This is a genomic window from Alteromonas sp. I10 (genome assembly GCF_003201515.1).
Taxonomy (GTDB): domain Bacteria; phylum Pseudomonadota; class Gammaproteobacteria; order Enterobacterales; family Alteromonadaceae; genus Alteromonas; species Alteromonas macleodii.
The window spans coordinates 89,912-111,133 of sequence record NZ_QJJN01000004.1; the positions used below are offsets into that span (position 1 = coordinate 89,912).

Below are 21,222 nucleotides of genomic sequence, written 5' to 3' on the forward strand. Positions count from 1 at the left end.
TACTGGCGTAAAGCCGTTTTGTGGTGCCTGGCACATTTTGGTGTTCAGCACAGATAATAAGATTAAGGATGACGAAATGACTGTACTTAAGCATCTCACCAAGCGCTTAAAAGTAAGTGTAGGTGTGCTGGCAGTAAGTAGTACGCTGGTTGGCTCAGCGTTTGCTAAAAACGATATCAATATCGACTACGAAAAGTTCACTACCGATAATGGGTTAACCGTAATTGTTCATGAAGACCGCAAGGCCCCAGTGGTTGCCGTTGCGGTTTGGTATAAGGTGGGTTCAAAAGACGAACCAAACGGCAAATCAGGGTTTGCGCACCTATTTGAACACTTAATGTTTAACGGCACGGAGAACTATGACGATGAATGGTTTGGGCCGTTACAAGAAGCTGGGGCAACAGGATTAAACGGTACCACAAACTTTGACCGTACTAACTATTTCCAAACCGTTCCGACACCTGCACTAGATCGTATTCTCTGGATGGAATCTGATCGCATGGGGCACTTGTTAGGTGCGGTGACACAAGAGAAATTAGACGAACAGCGTGGCGTTGTACAAAATGAAAAACGTCAGGGCGAAGACCAGCCTTACGGAAGCGTATTCACGCATATTTTTGAAGGCTTATTTCCCATAGGGCATCCTTACCATCATACGGTGATTGGCTCGATGGAAGATCTTAACTCCGCCTCGTTAGATGACGTTAAGGGCTGGTTTAACCAATATTACGGACCGAATAACGCAATACTGGTGCTAAGCGGCGATATTAACGCAGAAGAAGCCAAACCTCTGGTTAACAAATATTTCGCTGACATTGAGCCGGGCCCAGCACTGTCTAAGTGGGAAGCGTGGGTACCAAAGCGTAGCGCAAACACCCGCGAAGTGATTCAAGACAAAGTACCTCAATCGCGCATTTACCGCCTTTGGGTTTCACCTGAAAATACCTCTTCAACCGCAACAGACTTGTTCATTGCCGCGAGTGTCATGGGCGATGGTAAAAACTCACGCCTTTACAAAGAATTGGTGTACGACCAACAAATTGCTACCAATGCATCGGTGTTTAACTACGAGCTACAAATGGCGTCCATTTTTGGTGTGACGGTTGACGTAAAAGACGGCGTTGACGTTGCGAGAGTGGAAAAAGAAATAGATAAAGTCATTAGCGAGTTTTTGCGTAAAGGTCCAAGCAAAGATGAAGTTAAATTGGTGTCGACTAAGCGACGTGCTTCAATTATTCGCGGGCTTGAAGAGGTTGGGGGCTTTGGCGGTAAAGCCGATACGCTTGCTAGTGGTGAGTTCATTGCTGGCGACCCTAACTACTTCAAAACTGAATTGAGTGAGCTAGGACAGGCTACTCCTAAAGGGGTTAAAGCGGCTGCGAATAAATGGCTAAAAGAAGGGTGGCATCAAATCACGGTTGTTCCATTTATTGAGCACACAGCATCTACCGAAGGCGTTGACCGCAGCTCTGGCTTGCCTTCAATCGATGCAGAGACTCAACTGAGCTTTCCTGAGGTGACAGAAACTACGCTTTCTAACGGTGTAAAGGTAGTATTTGCAAAACGCTCTACGGTTCCATTGGTGAATGTTGCGGTGCAATTCGACGCAGGTTACGCTGCTGATGCGGGTGGCAAGTTAGGACTTGCGAGCTTCACCACACAGATGCTTGACGAAGGCGCGGGAAAATATGACGCGCTGGAGCTTGCGGCAGAGCTTGAGCAGTTGGGTACTGATTTAAACGCCGGCTCAAACCTAGATACCACCACAGTTACCATGTCAATGTTAACAGAAAACATGGAGCCTTCTTTGGCGCTGATGGGGGATATCTTGAAATCACCAACGTTCAAAGAGGAAGAGATTGAACGTCAACGAGCGCTTATATTAAGTAATATTGCACAGCAAAAAACGCGCCCTGTAAGTATTGCGCTTACGTTACTTCCGCCTCTTATTTATGGTGAAGGCCATGCGTACGGTATTCCGTTTACCGGTACCGGAACTGAACAAGACGTACAAGCGATTACGCGAGATGACCTTGTTAACTTTAAAAATACGTGGCTACGCCCAGACAATGCGACAATTTTTGTTGTTGGCGACACCACGTTAGGTGCCATTAAACCCATGCTTGAGAAAGAGTTTGGCAAATGGAAGGTAGAAGGTAGCAAAGGTGCGAAGCAAATTGCTGAAGCGTCAATGCCTGAGCAAGGCCAAGCGATTATTATCGACCGCCCTGGTGCACAACAGTCACTTATTCTGGCTGCACATTTAGCGCCACCAACAGGGGCTGACAACAATATTGCAATTAATGCCATGAATTTAACCTTAGGTGGTGCTTTTACTGCTCGCGTTAATATGAACCTGCGTGAAGATAAAAGCTGGTCTTATGGCGCGTACACCTTCCTGCAAGATGCTAGGGGACAGCGCCCGTTTATGGTTTATGCGCCGGTGCAAACCGATAAAACAGGTCCATCACTGCTTGAGCTTAAGAAAGAGCTTAACGCTTACTTAGGTGAAAAGCCGCCAATGGCGAATGAACTTGAAAGGGCGCGGTTAGACGAAGTTCGCTCTTTGCCAGGTCAATTTGAGACGGCTAACGCGGTATTGTATAGCTTACTGTCGAGTGAAAGATTTAACAGACAATATAGCTACCCAGAGTCTTTGGTCGAGAAATACAACAGCTTGTCTTTAGACGATTTGAGTAACGCGGCGAAAGAAGTGCTGCACCCAGAGAAATTAACCTGGATAATCATCGGAGATGCCGAGAAGATTAAAGCAGAAGTTGAAGCGGCTCAGCTCGGGCCCGTTAGCGTGCAAAGCATGAATTCACTGTAGTTGGTAAATAATTAACCAAGAGAAAAAGGGCCGATATCATTTTCGGCCCTTTTTTATGTGACAAATGCGTCTTTTGTAGAATAGATTGCGTTCAATAGATGATTTATGGTTAAGAAAGTTTAATTTAATGTCTTGATTCCACTTTGAAGAATGCCTTCTTTGCGAGCATAACAAATCCTATACTTGCACCAGTGCGCTTGTTTGCAATAGCTCTTCTCTGCCTGTTTTATATTCCCTGTGTTTATCCATCTAATGCAGACAAGCTGATGAATGAGTATTCGGTTGAGCTTTTAACTGCCGAAGATGGCTTCGTCTCATCAGAGATTTATTCCATTATCCAAGATCGCCAAGGCTTTTTGTGGTTTGGTACTGCCGAAAACGGTGTAATGCGTTACGACGGTCGTAGAGTTACGTTGTTTGAGTCTGACAGCGATCCTAGCCAAGGGCTATCACACAACGACGCTGGCAATTTGATGTTGGATGCAGAGGGCAATATATGGATTGGAACGTGGGGAGGTGGAGTTAACAAGTACGACCCAACAACAGGTCGCTATTCTCGTTACTTGAATGATCCAGACGACCCTCGCTCCATATCTTCAAACCGAATCCAATCACTCTTCCACGATAAAACGGGCCAAATTTGGCTAGGTTCGTATGATCAAGGTTTAAATCGTTTTCTAGGAAATGGGGAATTCGAAAGGGTTCAGAAGAAAAGCAATGAGGACCACAGTCTGTCTCATAATCGCATTTGGGACATTATGGATAATAATGACAACAGTCTGTGGGTAGCCACCAGTTTTGGCTTGAACTTGCTAGACAAAAGAACTCTCGCCACCAAACACTTCTTTCCCGACCCTGATAATCGTACTGCAACAGGAGCCAATGAAATACGTAGCTTGCTGCGTACGTCGTCAAGCCAATTCTATGTGGCGACTCAGGAAGGCCCTTTTCTTTTCTTTCCAAGTTCAGGCGTGTTCCTTGCACAAACTACGCGAGACGGCAAAGCATTAGGCCAAGTGAACTCAATGATTGAAGATCACGAAGGGTGCATTTGGTTTGTGACCACCACGGGTCTTTATAGACATACAGGTGAGGGAAATTACGTAGAGAAGATGGACTTCGGCTATGACAACGGACTTCGCATAATATATGAAGACCACACTAAAACAAAATGGGTAACCAGTGAAGTTCACGGCATATTTAAACTATCTCCTCGCCGTAAAATCAAGCAGATCAATAGTGACTCATTGGTTTCACCCAGTGGCATTGAGCTAGATACCTTCAAAAATAGTGGCGATGTATTGATTGCTACAGCAAATGCTGAAATTTATACATGGAAAGTGAAAGAGCAAATACTCCAAAAGGAATTCGACTCGGTATTTAAAGAAGAAAGTGAATATTCAAATAGGGGAGTTATAGAACGACCTATTATTGTTCCCGATAAACACGGCAATATTTGGGTGGCACAAGACAACTTTATTGCACGTGTTAACAGAAAGAATGGAAATGTAAGTCGCTTAGAATATCCCAGAGAAAACAGCAAATATCGCCAGTTCAGAGAATTCAGAGCGTTAGCGCTAGATAACGAAGGCAATGTATGGATAGGTACCTACAAGCATGGTGTTTATATATACAACGTGCAATCTGGCGCCTTTGAGCATCTTTCAACGACTGACGGCTTAGCTCACCCAGAGATTCACGCCATTGTTAATGACTCTCAAGGAAATATGTGGATTGGCACTGGAAGCGGCGTAAATTTATGGTCCATTCAGGACAATACTTTCACTCAGATTGAATACAATAAAGATCACAATGCAGGTCTGTTGGGCAGCATTGTCGAAGATATTCATGAGACCAAAAACGGCCAAATTTGGATTGCAACCCAACGGGGGTTGAACCTTTATAAGCCCGAATCGAAATCCTTCGAGTGGTTTGGGGAGCAGAAAGGGTTGCCCGCTACCTTAGTAAGAGCGATTGCAGACGGCGACGAGGGCCAGCTCTGGCTTACCACGAATAAAGGGATCTTTCTTTTTAATCCGGCTACTGAAAGTGCCATTAATTACACTAGCACTGCCGGGGCTGTAAGTCAGAATTTCTATTCAAACAGTTTACTTAGAGCCACTAACAACACGTTCTTTACCAGTAGCCAGCGAGGTATTGAATACTTTGAGTATGTGCCAGGACAGTCTGAGTTGGTCGATTCTAAAATTGTGCTAACTGGCTTCAACAAAATGGGCGAAGCAGTAAGCCTTGATAAGCCACTATCCTACGTTACGGATATTAATCTTTCCTACGAAGACTATTTCTTCTCATTAGACTTTGCTCTTCTAGACTTCTCTGATCCCAAGCGTTCTCATTTTTCCTACAAATTAGAAGGGTACGATGAACAGTGGATTGATATCGGAAATCACAACAACGTTTCATTTACTAACCTAAATGGCGGCACCTATACATTGCTGGTCAAAGCAATGAAGCCCAATGGTGAATGGGGCAGCGAAGTCATGTCGGTTAATTTGCATGTAGCAGCAGCTCCTTGGAAAACATGGTGGGCATACAGCATTTACATTGCGTTTTTACTCGGCATTGTTCTGTTGATCATTTACTTAAGAACCCACTTACAGCAAACAGAAATTACCAAGCAGAAGCGCTTTGTTCAGGCGTTAGAGCAACAAGTTTCAGAAAAAACAGCCTCGTTGAAAGCTCAGGCCAACGATTTGAAAAAAGCGCTGGAACAAGCCGAAGAAGCAACAAAGTTGAAGTCTGAATTCCTTGCAAATATGAGCCATGAAATTAGAACGCCAATGAACGGCGTGATAGGGATGCTGGGTCTGCTTAAGAAAAGCAACCTAACTACTGAGCAATCACAGCGCGTCAACATCGCAAGCTCAAGCGCTAATTCTCTACTGGCCCTGATTAATGATATTTTGGATTTCTCTAAAATAGAAGCGGATAAGCTCGAGATTGAGTCCGTTGAATTTGATGTAAGGGAATTGATTGAGAGCATTGCTCAATCGGTCGCGCATTTAGCGCAAGAAAAAGGGCTGGATGTTGTTGTAGATTTGTCAAAGGTCAGTGAGTCGAAAATAAACTCAGATCCCAGCCGAATTCAACAAATCCTCACAAACCTTTTAAGTAACGCCGTTAAATTTACCGAGCAGGGAGAGCTCTCTGTCACGGCAGAATTGCTTCCTACTAACAATCAGAATACTGCGCTTATGCACATTGCGGTGGCAGATACGGGCATTGGTATTCCCGCGTCAAAACTACCTCACTTGTTCGATGCGTTTACACAGGTCGACGCTTCTACAACTAGACGCTATGGCGGAACAGGGCTTGGGTTGAGCATTACCAAAAAGCTATGCCAATTGTTAGGAGGAGACATAAGTGTTACCACCGAGCTTGGCAAAGGCAGCCGTTTTGATGTGACATGCGAAATTCGCTACGCCGAGCAACGCAACGCTGTGCGCCCTCAGCTTGCTAAACAAGACATGTGTTGCCTGATTATTGACGACAATGCTTCAACAAGACGTGCCATGCAAAGCCAGCTGAAACTTTGGGGACTGCTTACGCTGACCGCATCTTCGATTGAGGAAGCGATTAGCTTATATTTGAAAGACAGCGAGCAAGAGATACCGGCAATACCCATTGATGTTGTATTTCTGGAGAAAGCAGAAGAGGAGGAGTTTTCACAACACTTCGGCCAGATACTTTTAAATAACCCCAGAACAAAACATACGCGTTTGGTATTAATGACACAGCTAAGCGACATGGAGAGCTCTGTTGTCTATGGCGGAGTAGACGTTGATGAGAGTCTTCCTAAGCCACTGACCTCTTCAGATTTAATTCGAATTGTAGAGGAATCAGTAAATACATCTGACTATGAAGCTAAACCACGCTTTAAAAAACGGGAGGATGATCCGGTTCATATTATCGAAGGCAACACTCAGCACGTTCAATCACCTGAAGAAAACGCAAAGTCCACCTCTGATGATAATGCTTATCGAATCTTGTTAGTAGAAGACAATGCCATTAATCAAATAGTGGCCACCAATGTTCTAGAAAGCGAAGGGTATGTGGTTGACGTTGCAAACAACGGTGTAGAAGCGTTAGAACTGTTAAAAAGCAGCAAGCTTAAGGCGCATTACAGCGCAATTGTCATGGATTGCCAAATGCCGGAAATGGACGGGTTCGAAGCAACCAAGCTTATTCGCTATGGTGCAGCCGGCGAAGTTTACAAACGTGTACCCATCATAGCGATGACGGCGAATGCTATGCAGGGCGACAAAGATATGTGTATGAAAGCCGGTATGGATGATTTCCTCACCAAACCCATAGAGCACAATAAAGTAACTTCAACATTACAGCACTGGCTCAACAAAGTTAATTAGACCCTCGCCAACGGGGAAATAAACGCGTTAATATGCAACAAGTTTTTAACATGTTGTGAGAGCGTTAATGCTAAACCGAGCATCAAAACCCTTCGTCAAACTCGTCGAACGATATCTTCCTGACCCCTACATTTTCGTTTTATTACTCACCCTAATTACGTTTGCGTTTGCAGTGGTCATTCAAAATCAGTCTCCACTTACAACTATTCGACAGTGGGGTGACGGATTTTGGGGGCTGCTCACATTTTCAATGCAAATGCTCTTGGTGCTAGTCACTGGGTTTATGTTGGCATGCACGCCATTAGTAAAAGCCTTACTTGAAAGGCTTGCGAGCTTAGCAAAAAGCCCTGGGAGCGCCATTGTGCTGGTCACGTTGGTGTCGCTTATCGCAAGCTGGATAAACTGGGGCTTTGGTCTTGTTGTAGGCGCGTTGTTTGCTAAAGCCTTAGCAAGAAAAGTGTCGGTTGATTATCGGTTATTGGTGGCAAGCGCGTACTCAGGCTTTATTGTATGGCATGGCGGTTTAGCGGGCTCTGTGCCCTTAACTATTGCAACGCCGGGTCATTTTTCAGAAGCACAAATTGGCGTAGTTGGCACTGGAGAGACTATTTTCAGTGGGTTTAATTTGCTGTTATTGGCAATCATGTTCGTGATTATTCCTCTTGTTAATCGTTTAATGTTACCGCCTGAATCTGAAAGCATTATTGTCGATAGCGCCAAGCTACAAGACGACGACGCTTTGCCGTCGGCAACGAACGAGCGGCCCGCCGACAAACTTGAAAACAGCAAGGTGCTTGGATTACTCGTAGGCTTTGCAGGGCTTGCTTATCTCACCAACTACTTTGTTTCAGGGGGCGGGCTTAATCTCAATATCGTTAATACGCTATTTCTCTTTCTCGCTATTGTCCTTCACGGTACACCACGCAATGTACTGCACAGCCTGCAGCAAGCCGTTCAGGGCGGTAGTGGTATTGTTATACAGTTCCCATTTTATGCGGGGATCATGGCGGTAATGGTTCAATCAGGGTTGGCCCAAACCATGTCAGAATGGCTGATTAGCTTTGCATCTGCAGAATCGCTGCCAGTATGGAGTTTTATTAGCGCAGGCATTGTTAATATCTTTGTGCCGTCGGGTGGAGGGCAGTGGGCAGTGCAAGCCCCAGTAATCTTGCCTGCTGCCGCTGAACTTGGAGCCGAAATAAATAGAGTTGCCATGGCGGTAGCGTGGGGTGATGCGTGGACCAATTTGATTCAGCCATTTTGGGCGCTACCCGTACTTGCCATAGCTGGCCTGAAAGCCAAAGACATTATGGGCTTTTGCTTAGTTCAGCTTATCGTAACCGGTGTCATTATTTCCTTGGTATTGCGGTTTGTGTGAGGATTTCGAGAGCAATTTAATGCCGTAAAACAAAGCGAAAAGAGCCGAATGTGAAGCCACAACTTAAATACAAGCGGTGTGAATGATGCATTTAGATGAAGAAAAGGTAGGATTGTTGATCGTAGATGTTCAGGGCGCGCTGGCTCGAAAAGTCAATGATAGCCAGACAATGATCTGCAAAACAGTAAAGCTAATACAGTGTTGTAAATTGCTCAATATTCCCGTAGTTGTACTTGAGCAAAATCCTGATGGCTTGGGGAAAACGGTCCCTGAAATTGAAAGTCATGTCGCAAGCGATCCTCACTTTAAGAAATTTACTTTTAACGCAGTAGCGGGTACTGACCAGTGCTCGTCCGAAATACTGGCGTACATTGGTGAAATGGAATTAAGTCGATGGCTGGTTGTGGGAATTGAAGCGCACGTATGCGTTTATCAAACGGTAACGGGTTTATTGGAAAATAATCACACTGTGGAAGTAATACAGGACTGCATTTCTTCAAGAGAGTCTTCAAATGCTGTGCTCGCCATCCAAAATATGCGTGAGCAGGGCGCACGGATCAGCAGTTTTGAGATGACACTTTTTGGCCTTTTAAAATCATGCCAACATCCAAAGTTCCGAGAAGTGTTAGCGCTCATCAAGTAGTCGAACAACGTGATGAGCGAAACAAGTCGAAGCTAAGCGAATGCGGTTTCAATCGATACAATGTCAATACCGCGCACTTGCATAGAATCCAGCGCCAATAGATGACCAATGGCGTCACGCGTGCAGGTGCAAGGTTCAATGACTTTGGGGGAATACTTGGCAGCAGCTGGTGATAATGCTGTGTGAGTTACGCAGTTGTGGGTCATCATACCTGCAAGAAGAATTTCATCCACGCCCAATGACTGTAAGGTTTCGTCTAAATTGGTGTTTTCAAAACAATCGGCGTGTTGCTTTGTGATGATGGGCGCATCCGGGGCAGCGGCTATCACTTCTTTATGAATTTCAGCGCCATGAGATCCTTCATAGAAAAACAACCCTTCTCCGGCCTCAACAGGCACAAGGTGCTGTATGTGAATAATCGGAATGCTCTTTTCCTTTGCAATAGCCATCGCTTTAAGTGTTTCTTGCATCGCAAGCTCTGGTTTGTGTAAAGGATACTTCCCTTCAGGAAAGTAATCGTTTTGAATATCTATAACAATAAGTGCTTGTTTAACCACGGTCTTACCCTCTTTTTCCAAGAAATAGTCTCTAGCACGGTTTAAGTTGTGCTTACTCGATATTGACTATTTTGCGGGTTTTCACGTGTAATAGAGAGTGACGATAATGACAAAAAGCGCGCCAAATGCGACAGCGTTCACAGAACGACAATGAAACGATGAAAGAAATAAAAATAGCAGTAATAAACTATCCAACCGCAAGCCAATCTGCGCTTTACGGCATAGTTGAGATGTTAGAGTTAGCAAATACGGTGTGTGAGCAAATCAACGCTGATGTGGCATTTAGCGCGAGTATTTACAAAGCGGAACAGTTGAATTCAAATGCACTGGTTGATGTCGTCATCTTGCCGCCAAGCATGAGTGAAACATTTTTTGAGCATGACTTCACATCACTTATCAACTATATGGAAGTCATGCAGTCCCAAGGTGCATTGCTCGCATCTGCTTGCGTAGGTGCATTTATTCTTGGCAAAGGGGGCTTTTTAGATAACAAAGTGTGTACTACACACTGGCGAATTGCCGATCACTTCATGGCAACCTTTCCCACTGCAAAGCTAGATGCTAAGGCTATCGTGGTAAACGGGGAGGGTGTAATAACAGCTGGTGGAAGAATGGCGTGGATTGATCTTGTGTTTGAAATCATATCGACCTTGAGTTCACCCACCATTGCCTTGAGTCTTTCTAAAGAGATGGTGGTGGATACAGGTTACAGGGAGCAAGGCTTTTATCACCAGTTTTCACCCAAAAAAGATCATGGTGATGCTCTCGTTGTTAAAGCGCAAAATTACTTGGCAAATCATTACAGTCAGCCAATTTCTCTTAGCGATTTAGCCAGCCACACTTTCGTTAGTCAGCGAACCTTACAGCGAAGATTTACGCAAGCGTTAGGTATGTCAGTCATCGACTATCTGCAGAAGCTGAGACTTCATCATGCTTGTCAGCAAATTGAAGTATCTACGCGTAGCATTGCTGATATTGCATTCAACGTGGGCTATCAAAACGTCAATGCGTTTAGGAAGATATTCCGTAAAGAGTATGGGCTTAGTCCGGTGGAATACCGCAAGCGTTTTGCAATAAATTAATCATATCGTTATTTTCATTTTAATTGTTATGTTATAACATTTGTTAAATTCGAGATCTAAAATGAAACTTAGCGAGTCGTTATGTCAATTCAAACTCAGCTTCCCGTTACCGTACTTTCGGGCTTTCTAGGCGCCGGTAAGACCACGGTTCTAAATCATATTCTGAATAATCGTGATGGATTAAGAGTAGCCGTTATTGTTAACGATATGAGTGAAATCAATATCGATGCTGCAACGGTGAAAAATGAAATTAGCTTTAATCGAGCCGACGAAAAGCTAGTTGAAATGAGCAATGGCTGTATTTGTTGCACGTTGCGAGAAGATTTGCTTGAAGAGATAGAGCGTTTAGCGCATGAAGGTAAATACGATTATCTGGTAATAGAGTCTACAGGTATTTCGGAGCCTTTGCCTGTAGCTGAGACCTTCACGTTTGCCGATGAAGACGGTAAAAGCTTGTCGGAAATATCACGCCTCGATTCGATGGTTACCGTTGTCGATGCATTGAATTTTCTTAAAGACTATGACGAAGCTAAGTTTCTCAACGAAGTGGGTGAGAGCTTGGGGGAGGAAGACGAGCGAAGCGTGGCAGACTTGTTGGTCGAACAAGTGGAATTTGCTGATATATTGCTAATAAGCAAGACTGACTTAGTCTCTGAACAAGAGTTGGCGCGCCTTAAAAGTATTCTGCAAACCCTTAATACCGAGGCTATTCAAATTCCTATCGAGCATGGAAAAGTGCCCCTCGACAAAGTGCTGAACACAGGGCGGTTTAGCTTCGAGCGTGCTCAGCAGTCGCCCGGTTGGCTGAAAGAAATGCGTGGCGAGCACGTACCAGAGACTGAAGAGTTTGGTATAAGCAGCTTTTCGTACGAAGCGCGACGTCCGTTCGATCCGCAGAAGTTTTATGATTTTATTCATAGTAAAGACATTGCAGGTAAGTTAATTCGTTCAAAAGGCTTCTTCTGGCTGGCAACACGCCCTCAATTAGCTGGCAGCTGGAGTCAAGCTGGCGGTATGGCGAGATACGGGGCTGCTGGGCTGTTTTGGAAAGCCGTACCCAAAGAGCAGTGGCCTGAAGACCCTGAATACCTTAAAGCGATTGAAGAACAATGGATGGAGCCCTTCGGTGACATGCGTCAAGAACTGGTCTTCATTGGACAAGGGCTTAATAAAAACGACATTATAGAGCGGTTAGATCGTTGCTTGTTAACAGACGATCAGCTTATTCAAGGCCATCATGTTTGGGCTGAAATGCCTGACCCATTTCCTGCGTGGGAGCACTAGTATGCAGGCGTTACAAGACCACATTACTTCCTTTGAACACAGCGTCTCTTGGCGTTCAAGCGCCGATGCTATGGTGTTGGGCGATATCTTTGATAAAGGGGTCAGCGTTGCCATCTGGACAAGGCCCGAAACGCCACTCATCTCGCAATATTATGACGACATTTTTAAATCATTAGGAATGGGGATTCGCGGTGTTTTCTCTTTAACATCACTGAAAGAGGAAATCGCAATGCTTTTACCTGATGGAAGAAATAGTGCCGGGAAGCAGGCTGCCATCGACGATATTTATTTGCTGTCTGACATGCTCACCACGTTATTTGACTGTGACAGTGTGGGCGTAAGGTTAGTGCCCCTTTCATCAGCAATGTGCCCAAGCTTTCATGTGGACAATATTCCTGTTCGGTTGGTGAATACTTATTTAGGCGAAGGTACAGAGTGGCTGCCGAAAGAAAGTGTGGTTACACGCCCAATGATTGGTCTCAACGACGCGAATACACAAGGGCTTACTAAGAATAGGTTGGGCCAGCACTATCGAGAGAGCAGCGTTAGGCAAATGAACGCGTTCGATGTGGGTTTACTTAAAGGTAAGTCGTGGCAGGGCCATGAAGAATTTGCCGCCGTGCATCGGTCCTGCAAAGTCATCCCTGGTACTCATCGCGTGCTGCTTACCCTGGATCCCATGTAGTTTTTAAGTACTCATTGTACCTCACGTTCGGTTACTTCGGCGCTATCACTTTTTCCATGAGTTTTCCCTTGTGATAGCGCTTTTTTCTCTTTCGGTACCTAGCCTCTCTAATCTTCTTAAATATCCGCTTTTAAGCTTCCAGCGTTAAGGCGAGTTGTCTTACAGGCAAGTGCCACACCTTTTTAGCGAAAACTTGAAAAGCCAAGGTTTTCAATATATACCCTTAAACATTATAGTCTTTCATATTTAACGTATTGTGAATGCTAGGAATGCGTTCTTCTGCATGGTGATTTACATACAGCAGTGTACTTGTGCCTGCTTTAGCCAATATATCAATAAGCTTAAGCGCTTTTTGGCGGTTGAAGTCGTCTAAACCATTGCAAGGTTCATCCAAAATAAGCACGGCGGGGTGCTTAACCATAGAACGTGCAATAAGTACTAATCGCTGGTCACCAAAAGACAGTGACTGAAACGGCGAGTTCTTTTTCTGTTTCAAACCCAGTACTTCAAGCCACTGCTCTGCCACCATGCGTTCCGCTAGCGTGGGGCGAGTGTACAGACCAATACTGTCGTGAAAGCCTGAAATGATAACGTGCTCAACACTTGCATTCACTTTGTACTGCATGTGGAGCGCATTCGACATAATTCCAATGTGCTTTTTAATGTCCCATATGCTTTCGCCTGTGCCACGTTTTATGCCAAACATTGTTAAATCGTTGGTATAACAATGGGAATTATCACCGGTAAACATTTGAAGCAAACAGGTTTTGCCTGACCCATTTGGACCAGTGATCTGCCAATGCTCATTTTTGTTAAGCGTAAAGTTAAGCTTTTCAAATACGGTTCGCTCATCGAAGCGCACGAATCCATCTTTAAGCTGAATTAAGGTATGAGGTAGTGAATCTAACTCACTGTTTTGATCATTGAGGTTTCGGTTATTGCGATTGGGGTCATCGCCGTGTTTGTCCTTAGCGTTAAGGGCTGAGGGAACATCGATATCATCAGACTCTAGTGCAAACCAGGTGCTTAGTTCTGAGCGCAAACCGTCATAGTTAAGTTTATCTTCAGATTTCCACGTAATGGCCAAGTCATCCATGACAATCAACTGGGCTTGCATATTCTTGGGAATATCTGCGAGTTTGTTGGCGGTAAGTACTAAAGAAGCTTGCTGCTGAGAGACAAGAAAGCGACTAAATGCGCTTATCGCTTCAACATCTAAACCTTCGAAGGGTTCATCAAGCAAAATAATAGAGGCATTACTTAACCATGCCAACATGATAATAATCTTGCGGGTTTCACCTGTTGAAAGTGAAAGAAACCCATTATCTAGCAAATGCTCAATTCTAAGCGCAGAGGCGAGTTCGTCGTAATAAGGGTGGTTTTGATAATCCTCACTAGTCTGTGCGAATAGTTCGCGAACCTGTGTTGGCTCAGCTATTACGTCTAAAATATCTGCACTGTCTTTTTGTTTTTCTTCTTCAATTATCGCTTGCTGTTTAAAAACCGATACCTCTGCAACAACCGAACTACATTCACGACTACCGCTTGCTACCTTCCCATTACCGGCAAGCGCGGAAATTAAGAGTGACTTTCCGCTACTGTTTCTACCTGCGATAAGGAAGTGCGACGGCGCACTTTCAGTACAGAGCGCTAGCGAAAATGCAGGAGTAATGTATTGATTAGGAAGCTTTATTTGAAATTCAGAAAGGTACAGCATTAATGATCGCGAGTGAATATAAAGTAGAACCATTGTGAAGTTTTCTGATTACGTGTCAATGGTGAATAAGACTTTCTGAAGCCAGAACTAGCTGGTAAGTTAGTCTTATAAAGTTAGCGCCACGTTCAATGGCCAGTTTAGGGAATCAAATTGTGGGCAAGGTAGTTATTGTCACAGGTGCTAGTCGTGGTATTGGTGCCGCAACTGCTAAATTGTTGGGAAGTAACGATTATAAGGTTTGCGTTAATTACCTATCAGATAAAAATGCTGCGGGTAGGGTGTGCGCGTCGATAGCTGACAACGGTGGCGTTGCATTTGCTCATAAAGCCGATGTTTCCGATGAAGCGCAAGTACTGGACATGTTCGAATATGTAAGGGAACAGTGGGGCGAGGTAACGCATTTGGTTAACAATGTGGGTGTTTTATTTACCAAAACTGAGTTAATTAACGTCAGTGCAGAGCGCTTCACCAAAGTACTTAATACCAATGTGCTTAGCGCATTCTTGTGTTCAAAGGCTTTTGTAAAACAAAACGTTGCAGGGGGCGCAATCGTTAATGTTTCGTCCATTGCCTCTCGTACTGGTGCTCCTTTTGAATACGTCGACTATGCGACGTCGAAAGGGGCAATGGATTCATTCACCAAAGGGCTTTCATTAGAACTTGCTACGAAGAACATTCGTGTAAACAGCGTCCGGCCTGGTTTTATTAAAACAGACATTCATGCCGATGGTGGTGAACCTGGCAGAGTAGAACGGTTAAGCTCACAAATTCCTATGCAGCGGGGCGGTACAGCAGATGAAGTCGCACAGGCGATAGCCTGGCTTCTATCACCTCAGTCTTCATATGTTACAGGGTCGTTTATTGATTTAGCGGGTGGGAAGTAACGCGCGTGATAACACTCAGAGATTTTAAAATGAGCGATGTAGGTAGACTGGTAGATATTTTGAATCAACCGTCGGTCACGCAATTTCTGTCGACAAAAATTCCCAGCCCTTATACAAAAGAAGATGCCACATGGTGGATTCAAGAGGGGAGCAAAGAGGGTTTTATAAGAGCTGTAGAGTACGATGGCGAGTTAGTAGGGTGTATTGGTGTTAACCCAGGAAACTTTGAATATGAAAGAGCCGGAGAGGTCGGATACTGGCTTTGTTCATCACATTGGCGAAAAGGAATTATGCGTGACGCGCTGCGCCAAATTATCGCCCTTACTTTCTCAAACACAAGTATAGAGCGCATTTTTGCCTGCGTATTTTCATCCAATCTTGCTTCGCAAAAGCTGCTGTTAGATGCAGGGTTTAAGCAAGAAGCGATATTGCAACGCGCCATTTTTAAAAATGGACGGTTTTACGATAGCCATATTTTTGCCATTTTGAGGTAGCTCTGCGATGGTGACTTTAGTACCCGCAAAGCGTTGAGTGGTTTCCATTGATACGGATATTTATTTTGCTGCCTTATTCGCGGCAACGCCTTCAATCACCCCTGCGGCTGCAAGGTTCATCAATCGACGAAACCTCGGACATTCCAAATGACTCGGTGCTGTGCAAGCAGCTGCATGCTGCAGACCATCACGCATTGCTCCTAATTTTTTAATTGTTTCATCTAATTCGTCCGCTTTTTTAAGTAGCAGAGCGCGGTCTATATCAGGCTTTGCATCGGTTCCTAATATTCCTGCAATTTCTTCCAGTGAAAAACCAGCTGCGCGGCCTAGTGCGATTAATTCAAGGCGCTCTAAAACGTTTGAGCTAAATACGCGACGTATACCTTGTCGACCAATAGATTTGATAAGGCCTTTTTCTTCATAAAAGCGCAGTGTTGATGCCGACACTCCTGACTTTTTTGCTACTCGAGATATTTCCATACTTGTTACCCATAAAGGCACTTGACTTAAAGTTAACTTGAAGTTGTAGGCTAGCATCTCATGTTAATTGAAACTAGTTATTGAGAGTGAATATGGAAAGTATTGTTTTTATCTTGCTGATAGGTATTGGAGCTACTTTAGTGATGGATTTATGGGCCTTGTTGAGAAAGCAATTGTTTGGTATTGCCCCTACTAATTGGGGCATGGTGGGGCGCTGGATAGGGCACATGAGAAAAGGGCAGTTTCGTCATACTTCTATTTCAAGTGCCCATGCTGTTCACGGGGAAAGTACTATTGGGTGGACAGCCCATTACCTAATTGGAATTGCCTATGCAGCAATGCTTATTTTCATATGCGGAGAATCCTGGTTGTTCGAACCGACGCTAGGTCCAGCAGTGGCGCTCGGTATCGCTACGGTCGTTGCACCGTTCTTTATATTGCAGCCAGGTATGGGCGCTGGTGTTGCCGCATCGAAAACGCCTAACCCTAATACCGCTCGGTTACACAGTATTATTAATCACGTCGTATTTGGCGTTGGGCTGTACCTTTCAGCTATGATACTAAAGCTCGTCTTGTCATTAGAACTATTGAATTGATCGAGCGATGAATAAAAGTGAAAGCTGCAGAATGCTAGACAGAGCCTGACAACAGTGAGGCGTTGATTCGTAGAATAAGCAATTAGAGAGCATTTAGTTGGCGATTCTTACGGTTGATGCCTTACCTTTTCTGACGCCAAGAAATGTAGCAAAGTGTTGATTATCTTCACTGTATAGCCTAACAAAGCCTCCTTGCATACTGGAGGAAATTTCTGCATCAAACATTAAGTCGTCTACTAGACTATTTAATATTTCAGCGTCATCTGACGCCACCTCTATTGCACAAAGGTCATTATTGCAAACGGCCTTTTGATACAGTGCTGCGTCTCGCTCATTTAATTTGTCGATAAGTGAATCTTGCAGATCGCTTTCTATTAAAAGGGTCTCACTAGTTTTGGGAGCGAACTTTATTGTCTCTACGAGTCCTCTTAATTCTGTAATAGTTAAAGAGCCTAAGCGCTTAGTATCCAATATGGCAATGTCGTTATTGACCTGCAAAATGTGACTTGTATCGTCAATGGGTTCTTCTGGTTCAATTAGAGGATGAACATTGGTTTCATTACTAGTTAGCTTTTCATTTTTTAGCTCAGCGTCAGTACCAATTTTCGTCACGATAAGTTCTTCCGCTGAAGTGTGTTCTTGGGACGAAGTTGAATCTGACTTATCCGCGTGGGGAACTGCTGTATTGTTCAGGTTAGTTGCTTGGTCTTTCTTCTGAATACGTGGCTCACTGGTTAACGAACCGATAAAGTAACCCACGGTAGTGAACAATACTACGGTCAAAACAAAAGAGAGTTTTTTCAATATAAATATCCTTATTTCAATAACTGAAAGAGATTGTGCTTGTTGTGGGGAAGATTACTTCTGTCAAAAAGCGCTATTCCTTATGCTCTTAACCAACAGTTCCTATAAAGCGTGTCACTATTTTATAAAGATTAAAACACGAACCAAGAACAACATATCACAATGAATAACGAAATTACTTACCTCAATTGCTGATAAGAAAGTTTAAAATACCAAAACAGCCACAATTATTTATTTGTTCTTAATAATTAACCGGAAAAAGAAGACAGGATGAAAATTTCACTGGAAGAAATAAACAAATCTAACTATGAGCAGGTTTGTGACTTGGATGTGGCGGATGATCAACAAGCGTTTGTAGCGTGCAATATGTGGTCGTTGGTTGAGTCTTTCTACAACGAGAACCATACCTGCAAAGCCATTTATTGCAATGACCAGCCCGTAGGGTTCTTGATGTGGGTTCAGGAAACGCCAACCAAAGTGTCCATTTGGCGCTTTATGATTGATGAGAGCCATCAGAATAATGGAATTGGCAGAGTTGCTTTATCTCAAGCTATCACGCTTATAAAGCAAACTTCTGAGCTCAAACAGATAGAGATATGCTATAACCCCAATAATCCTGTCGCCAAAGCCTTCTATTCAAGCTTTGGTTTCGAAGAGGTGGGGTTAGATGAAGATGGCGAAGACATGCTTGCTGTTATTGCCATTTAGCCACGACTTAAATTTAAAGCAGCGAAATGCGAGGGATCTCAAGATATGGACGTCATAGATATTAAGACTTTTATTCCAAGCAAAAACTACGACATTTCTAAAGCATTTTATTCTGAGATTGGATTTAATGCAGAATACGTAAATGAAGACCTAACACTGTTTGAAAATGGTGATTGTCTCTTCTTTCTTCAGCGCTTTTATAATCCTGAATTGGCGAATAACTTTATGCTACAAATATGTGTAGCAGACATTCAGGACGCTTTTGATCTGTGCTCACGCTCATTACATAAAACGAAAATTTCATCAATTGAGCAACAACATTGGGGAAGTGTTTTCTATCTATGGGGCCCGTCGGGCGAACTACTTCACATTACCGAATTAGGTAGCTAGCTTTTGCGAGAACGAAGGGCGGAATGACGAATGATGCATACGAATTACACCATTAAAGAAAGCCCTCCGTCAGTTGAAGACTTTGCCAATTTAAGAAAATTGATTGGATGGAGTAACCCGTGTTTATCGGTTGTTCAAAAAAGTATTAATGCCTCGTTGTTTTGGGCAACAATTTACCTCGACAACAACCTTGTAGGCTGTGGTCGGGTGATTGGCGATGGCGCAATGTATTTTTATATTCAAGACGTCATTATTCATCCAGAACATCAGAATAAAGGCTTGGGATCGAAAATAATGAACACGTTGATTGCACATTTGGAGTCTTGCTGCGCACCTGGCGCAACCATTGGCCTGTTGGCTGCGCATGGTAAGGAAAGTTTTTATCTTAAATTCGGTTTTGAACCTCGTGATGGTGAAAGTTTAGGTTTAGGCATGTGCAGGTTTATTTAGCTAATTGGTCATTAACGTGGCATGAGAGTCCCGGGAGTTCTCACGTTTTTTAATCACTTGGCATTGTGATCATTGCCTATTTAATTATCGGCAGCTTTCTGTCCTAAGGCGGCAAGTCGCCTCCGCTTTTCATGCACGGCCTGACGATAAACATCAAGTTCTTTTAACACTGAGAAAGGTATATCTCCTGAAACTAGGCTCTTTACGTCACTTGGTTATCAGCAATTTTTTTCAATGTAACCTCCAATGTAACGGTCAATGCTGCTTGTAGCCTCTCTTTGGTGTGAATTTTGCAGCAGCCTGTTTAAAGACACTGAAAATGTCGGTTTGCGTAGTAGCTGATCACTGTTTTTCGATGAGTTTTTGCTTCTTTCCGATAGAAATTTGACGTTTTTCACTGGACACGTGTAATGAAAAGTATGACAAAACCTGTCTCTCACGCTTTGCTGACAGAAAATGGTCGCTTAGTCGCGAAAGCCTTGGCATATACCGCGCTTATCTTGGGCTTACTCTCTGGTTGCTCTTCATCTGACGAACCTAAGAGTCAATTTGCGCAAACCGATGCCAGCGACGTATCTGCATTGGGGAATGTGGAATACCATACCTATATGTTGGCAAACGAACTTTTTGCTGATGTGGGTCCATCACGTCAGTCTCGCTATGCGGTAGTTGGCTTTGTACCTGCCGATACTATGAAATACAGTGCTGATCATCAACATCCGCTAATGTTGTTGGGCCATCAACTTGAACAGGGAATGATTACTGAGGCCACGAAAAGAGGCTTTTCTACTCAAGAATTTAAGCTTTCGAACGATATAATTGTTAGTGACGAAAGCGACAGAGTATTAACCCGCGATATCGGCCAGCTTTCCAACATTGAGCGCGTCGATTTTTATATAACCGGCACTATGGTGTATCAAGAGTCTGGCGCGGTGGTTAACGCTCGAATTATCAACGCTAGAAATAAAAACATTGTCGCTGCAGCAACACGCTTTTTCCCTGCCGAACTGTTTTGGCGCGAAGAACAAGTAACCACCAGAAACGGCAAGTTATACAGAACTGAAGGTACGAGGTAACCCCATGAAAAGACGAAATCAATACGCGGCGCTTTCGCTTTGTGCTTCACTACTAAGCGTCAGCGGGTGCTCTATGATGATGGGGGAAGAAGAGGTAGCCGAACAAGCGCCTCAGCGCCCGGCCATGAACGTGATTGATATTACTGCCGCCGACCGCGCTCCCTCAAAGCCAGTTGAAAATACCAGTGATACCCAGTCTCAGGGTATGGATGCGTACGGCGCTATCGGTCAACCTCCTTTGTATTCGAGCGTACAGGGCGCGTATAAGGGTCGACCTCTAACCAAGCATATTGGCGACTATGTGAAGAACATGGCGCAAGACTTAATTGCTAATATGGAATATGTGAATAACAAGACACCTATTGGTGTAACCCATTTCGCACTACTAGATACTGACTTGCAGAAAACAGATTTGCTTGGTCGTCAGATGGCGGAATCTTTTGTTCACGAACTGCATAAATTCCGCGTGCCGGTTATCGACTTCAAAGCCACCGAGTATATTCGTATTACTGACGATGGCGATTTTGTATTAAGCCGAGACTATTTGGAATTGAGCAGCAGCCTTCCTATTGAATATGTGTTAACCGGAACAATGACCAAGCACCAAGGTGGCGTGTTAGTTAACGCCCGTATTTTAGGCATGGAGTCGCGCGCAGTTGTGGCAACTGCGCAAATGTTAGTGCCGTTCTACGTAGTAGATGCACTTATTCCAAGTGACGGTAGCCAGCAAAACGGTATGCGCGATGGCGTTAAGCTAAGTCGCGGCTAGGAGTTTC

General features: G+C 44.1%; 19 protein-coding genes. 15 read left to right on the forward strand and 4 right to left on the reverse strand.

Annotated elements, in window-relative coordinates:
• The first annotated feature begins 76 nt into the window (after window positions 1-76).
• The 4 genes from BZA03_RS09430 to BZA03_RS09445 all read left to right on the forward strand — a co-directional run bounded on the left by BZA03_RS09430 (window position 77) and on the right by BZA03_RS09445 (window position 9,239).
• Window positions 77-2,830 (forward strand): pitrilysin family protein, encoded by a 2,754-nt coding sequence (locus BZA03_RS09430; protein ID WP_110288804.1) that lies wholly within the window; start codon window positions 77-79, stop codon window positions 2,828-2,830.
• Between the two features lie 266 nt (window positions 2,831-3,096).
• Entirely contained in the window at window positions 3,097-7,218 is a 4,122-nt protein-coding gene (locus BZA03_RS09435) for a hybrid sensor histidine kinase/response regulator (RefSeq protein ID WP_110288615.1), read from the forward strand.
• A gap of 67 nt (window positions 7,219-7,285) precedes the next feature.
• Window positions 7,286-8,596, forward strand: coding sequence for a short-chain fatty acid transporter (locus BZA03_RS09440; protein ID WP_110288616.1), 1,311 nt, complete (start codon window positions 7,286-7,288; stop codon window positions 8,594-8,596).
• Window positions 8,597-8,678: 82 nt separating this feature from the next.
• A complete protein-coding gene (locus tag BZA03_RS09445) occupies window positions 8,679-9,239 on the forward strand; it encodes an isochorismatase family protein (protein WP_258364623.1) in 561 nt (186 codons plus the stop codon).
• 32 nt (window positions 9,240-9,271) lie between these two features.
• On the opposite strand, the gene BZA03_RS09450 is transcribed toward BZA03_RS09445, so the two are convergent.
• Entirely contained in the window at window positions 9,272-9,796 is a 525-nt protein-coding gene (locus BZA03_RS09450) for a cysteine hydrolase family protein (RefSeq protein ID WP_039225252.1), read from the reverse strand.
• Between the two features lie 125 nt (window positions 9,797-9,921).
• On the opposite strand from BZA03_RS09450, the gene BZA03_RS09455 reads away from it, so the two are divergent.
• The 3 genes from BZA03_RS09455 to BZA03_RS09465 all read left to right on the forward strand — a co-directional run bounded on the left by BZA03_RS09455 (window position 9,922) and on the right by BZA03_RS09465 (window position 12,847).
• Window positions 9,922-10,878, forward strand: coding sequence for a GlxA family transcriptional regulator (locus tag BZA03_RS09455; RefSeq protein ID WP_110288617.1), 957 nt, complete (start codon window positions 9,922-9,924; stop codon window positions 10,876-10,878).
• 81 nt (window positions 10,879-10,959) lie between these two features.
• On the forward strand, window positions 10,960-12,162 hold the full coding sequence (gene zigA, locus BZA03_RS09460; protein ID WP_110288618.1) for a zinc metallochaperone GTPase ZigA: 1,203 nt from the start codon (window positions 10,960-10,962) through the stop codon (window positions 12,160-12,162).
• Window position 12,163: 1 nt separating this feature from the next.
• Window positions 12,164-12,847: a DUF1826 domain-containing protein gene (locus BZA03_RS09465; RefSeq protein ID WP_110288619.1), complete on the forward strand. Its 684-nt coding sequence runs from the start codon at window positions 12,164-12,166 to the stop codon at window positions 12,845-12,847.
• A gap of 223 nt (window positions 12,848-13,070) precedes the next feature.
• Here the strand turns inward: BZA03_RS09465 and BZA03_RS09470 are convergent, their stop codons facing one another.
• Window positions 13,071-14,597 (reverse strand): ATP-binding cassette domain-containing protein, encoded by a 1,527-nt coding sequence (locus tag BZA03_RS09470; RefSeq protein ID WP_110288620.1) that lies wholly within the window; start codon window positions 14,595-14,597, stop codon window positions 13,071-13,073.
• 119 nt (window positions 14,598-14,716) lie between these two features.
• On the opposite strand from BZA03_RS09470, the gene BZA03_RS09475 reads away from it, so the two are divergent.
• A complete protein-coding gene (locus BZA03_RS09475; protein WP_110288806.1) occupies window positions 14,717-15,448 on the forward strand; it encodes an SDR family oxidoreductase in 732 nt (243 codons plus the stop codon).
• Window positions 15,449-15,453: 5 nt separating this feature from the next.
• Window positions 15,454-15,942, forward strand: coding sequence for a GNAT family N-acetyltransferase (locus tag BZA03_RS09480; protein WP_075177498.1), 489 nt, complete (start codon window positions 15,454-15,456; stop codon window positions 15,940-15,942).
• A gap of 60 nt (window positions 15,943-16,002) precedes the next feature.
• Here the strand turns inward: BZA03_RS09480 and BZA03_RS09485 are convergent, their stop codons facing one another.
• Complete coding sequence (locus tag BZA03_RS09485; RefSeq protein WP_110288807.1) at window positions 16,003-16,422, reverse strand: helix-turn-helix domain-containing protein; 420 nt, start codon at window positions 16,420-16,422, stop codon at window positions 16,003-16,005.
• Window positions 16,423-16,514: 92 nt separating this feature from the next.
• On the opposite strand from BZA03_RS09485, the gene BZA03_RS09490 reads away from it, so the two are divergent.
• A complete protein-coding gene (locus tag BZA03_RS09490) occupies window positions 16,515-17,018 on the forward strand; it encodes a DUF2938 domain-containing protein (protein WP_110288621.1) in 504 nt (167 codons plus the stop codon).
• A gap of 93 nt (window positions 17,019-17,111) precedes the next feature.
• Here the strand turns inward: BZA03_RS09490 and BZA03_RS09495 are convergent, their stop codons facing one another.
• A complete protein-coding gene (locus BZA03_RS09495) occupies window positions 17,112-17,822 on the reverse strand; it encodes a hypothetical protein (RefSeq protein WP_110288622.1) in 711 nt (236 codons plus the stop codon).
• 270 nt (window positions 17,823-18,092) lie between these two features.
• Between BZA03_RS09495 and BZA03_RS09500 the strand changes: the two genes are divergently transcribed.
• From BZA03_RS09500 to BZA03_RS09520, 5 genes are all read left to right on the forward strand, one after another.
• On the forward strand, window positions 18,093-18,530 hold the full coding sequence (locus tag BZA03_RS09500) for a GNAT family N-acetyltransferase (protein WP_110288623.1): 438 nt from the start codon (window positions 18,093-18,095) through the stop codon (window positions 18,528-18,530).
• Between the two features lie 45 nt (window positions 18,531-18,575).
• The gene (locus BZA03_RS09505) at window positions 18,576-18,920 is read left to right on the forward strand and encodes a lactoylglutathione lyase (protein ID WP_039225261.1); all 345 of its coding nucleotides are present in this window, start codon (window positions 18,576-18,578) and stop codon (window positions 18,918-18,920) included.
• Between the two features lie 30 nt (window positions 18,921-18,950).
• Window positions 18,951-19,370 carry a GNAT family N-acetyltransferase gene (locus BZA03_RS09510; protein ID WP_110288624.1) on the forward strand — a complete coding sequence of 140 codons (420 nt, stop codon included), beginning with the start codon at window positions 18,951-18,953 and terminating at the stop codon, window positions 19,368-19,370.
• Between the two features lie 410 nt (window positions 19,371-19,780).
• Window positions 19,781-20,446, forward strand: a complete 666-nt coding sequence (locus BZA03_RS09515; RefSeq protein ID WP_110288625.1) for a FlgO family outer membrane protein — start codon at window positions 19,781-19,783, stop codon at window positions 20,444-20,446.
• 4 nt (window positions 20,447-20,450) lie between these two features.
• Window positions 20,451-21,215, forward strand: a complete 765-nt coding sequence (locus BZA03_RS09520; RefSeq protein ID WP_014949957.1) for a FlgO family outer membrane protein — start codon at window positions 20,451-20,453, stop codon at window positions 21,213-21,215.
• The last annotated feature ends 7 nt before the right edge of the window (window positions 21,216-21,222 follow it).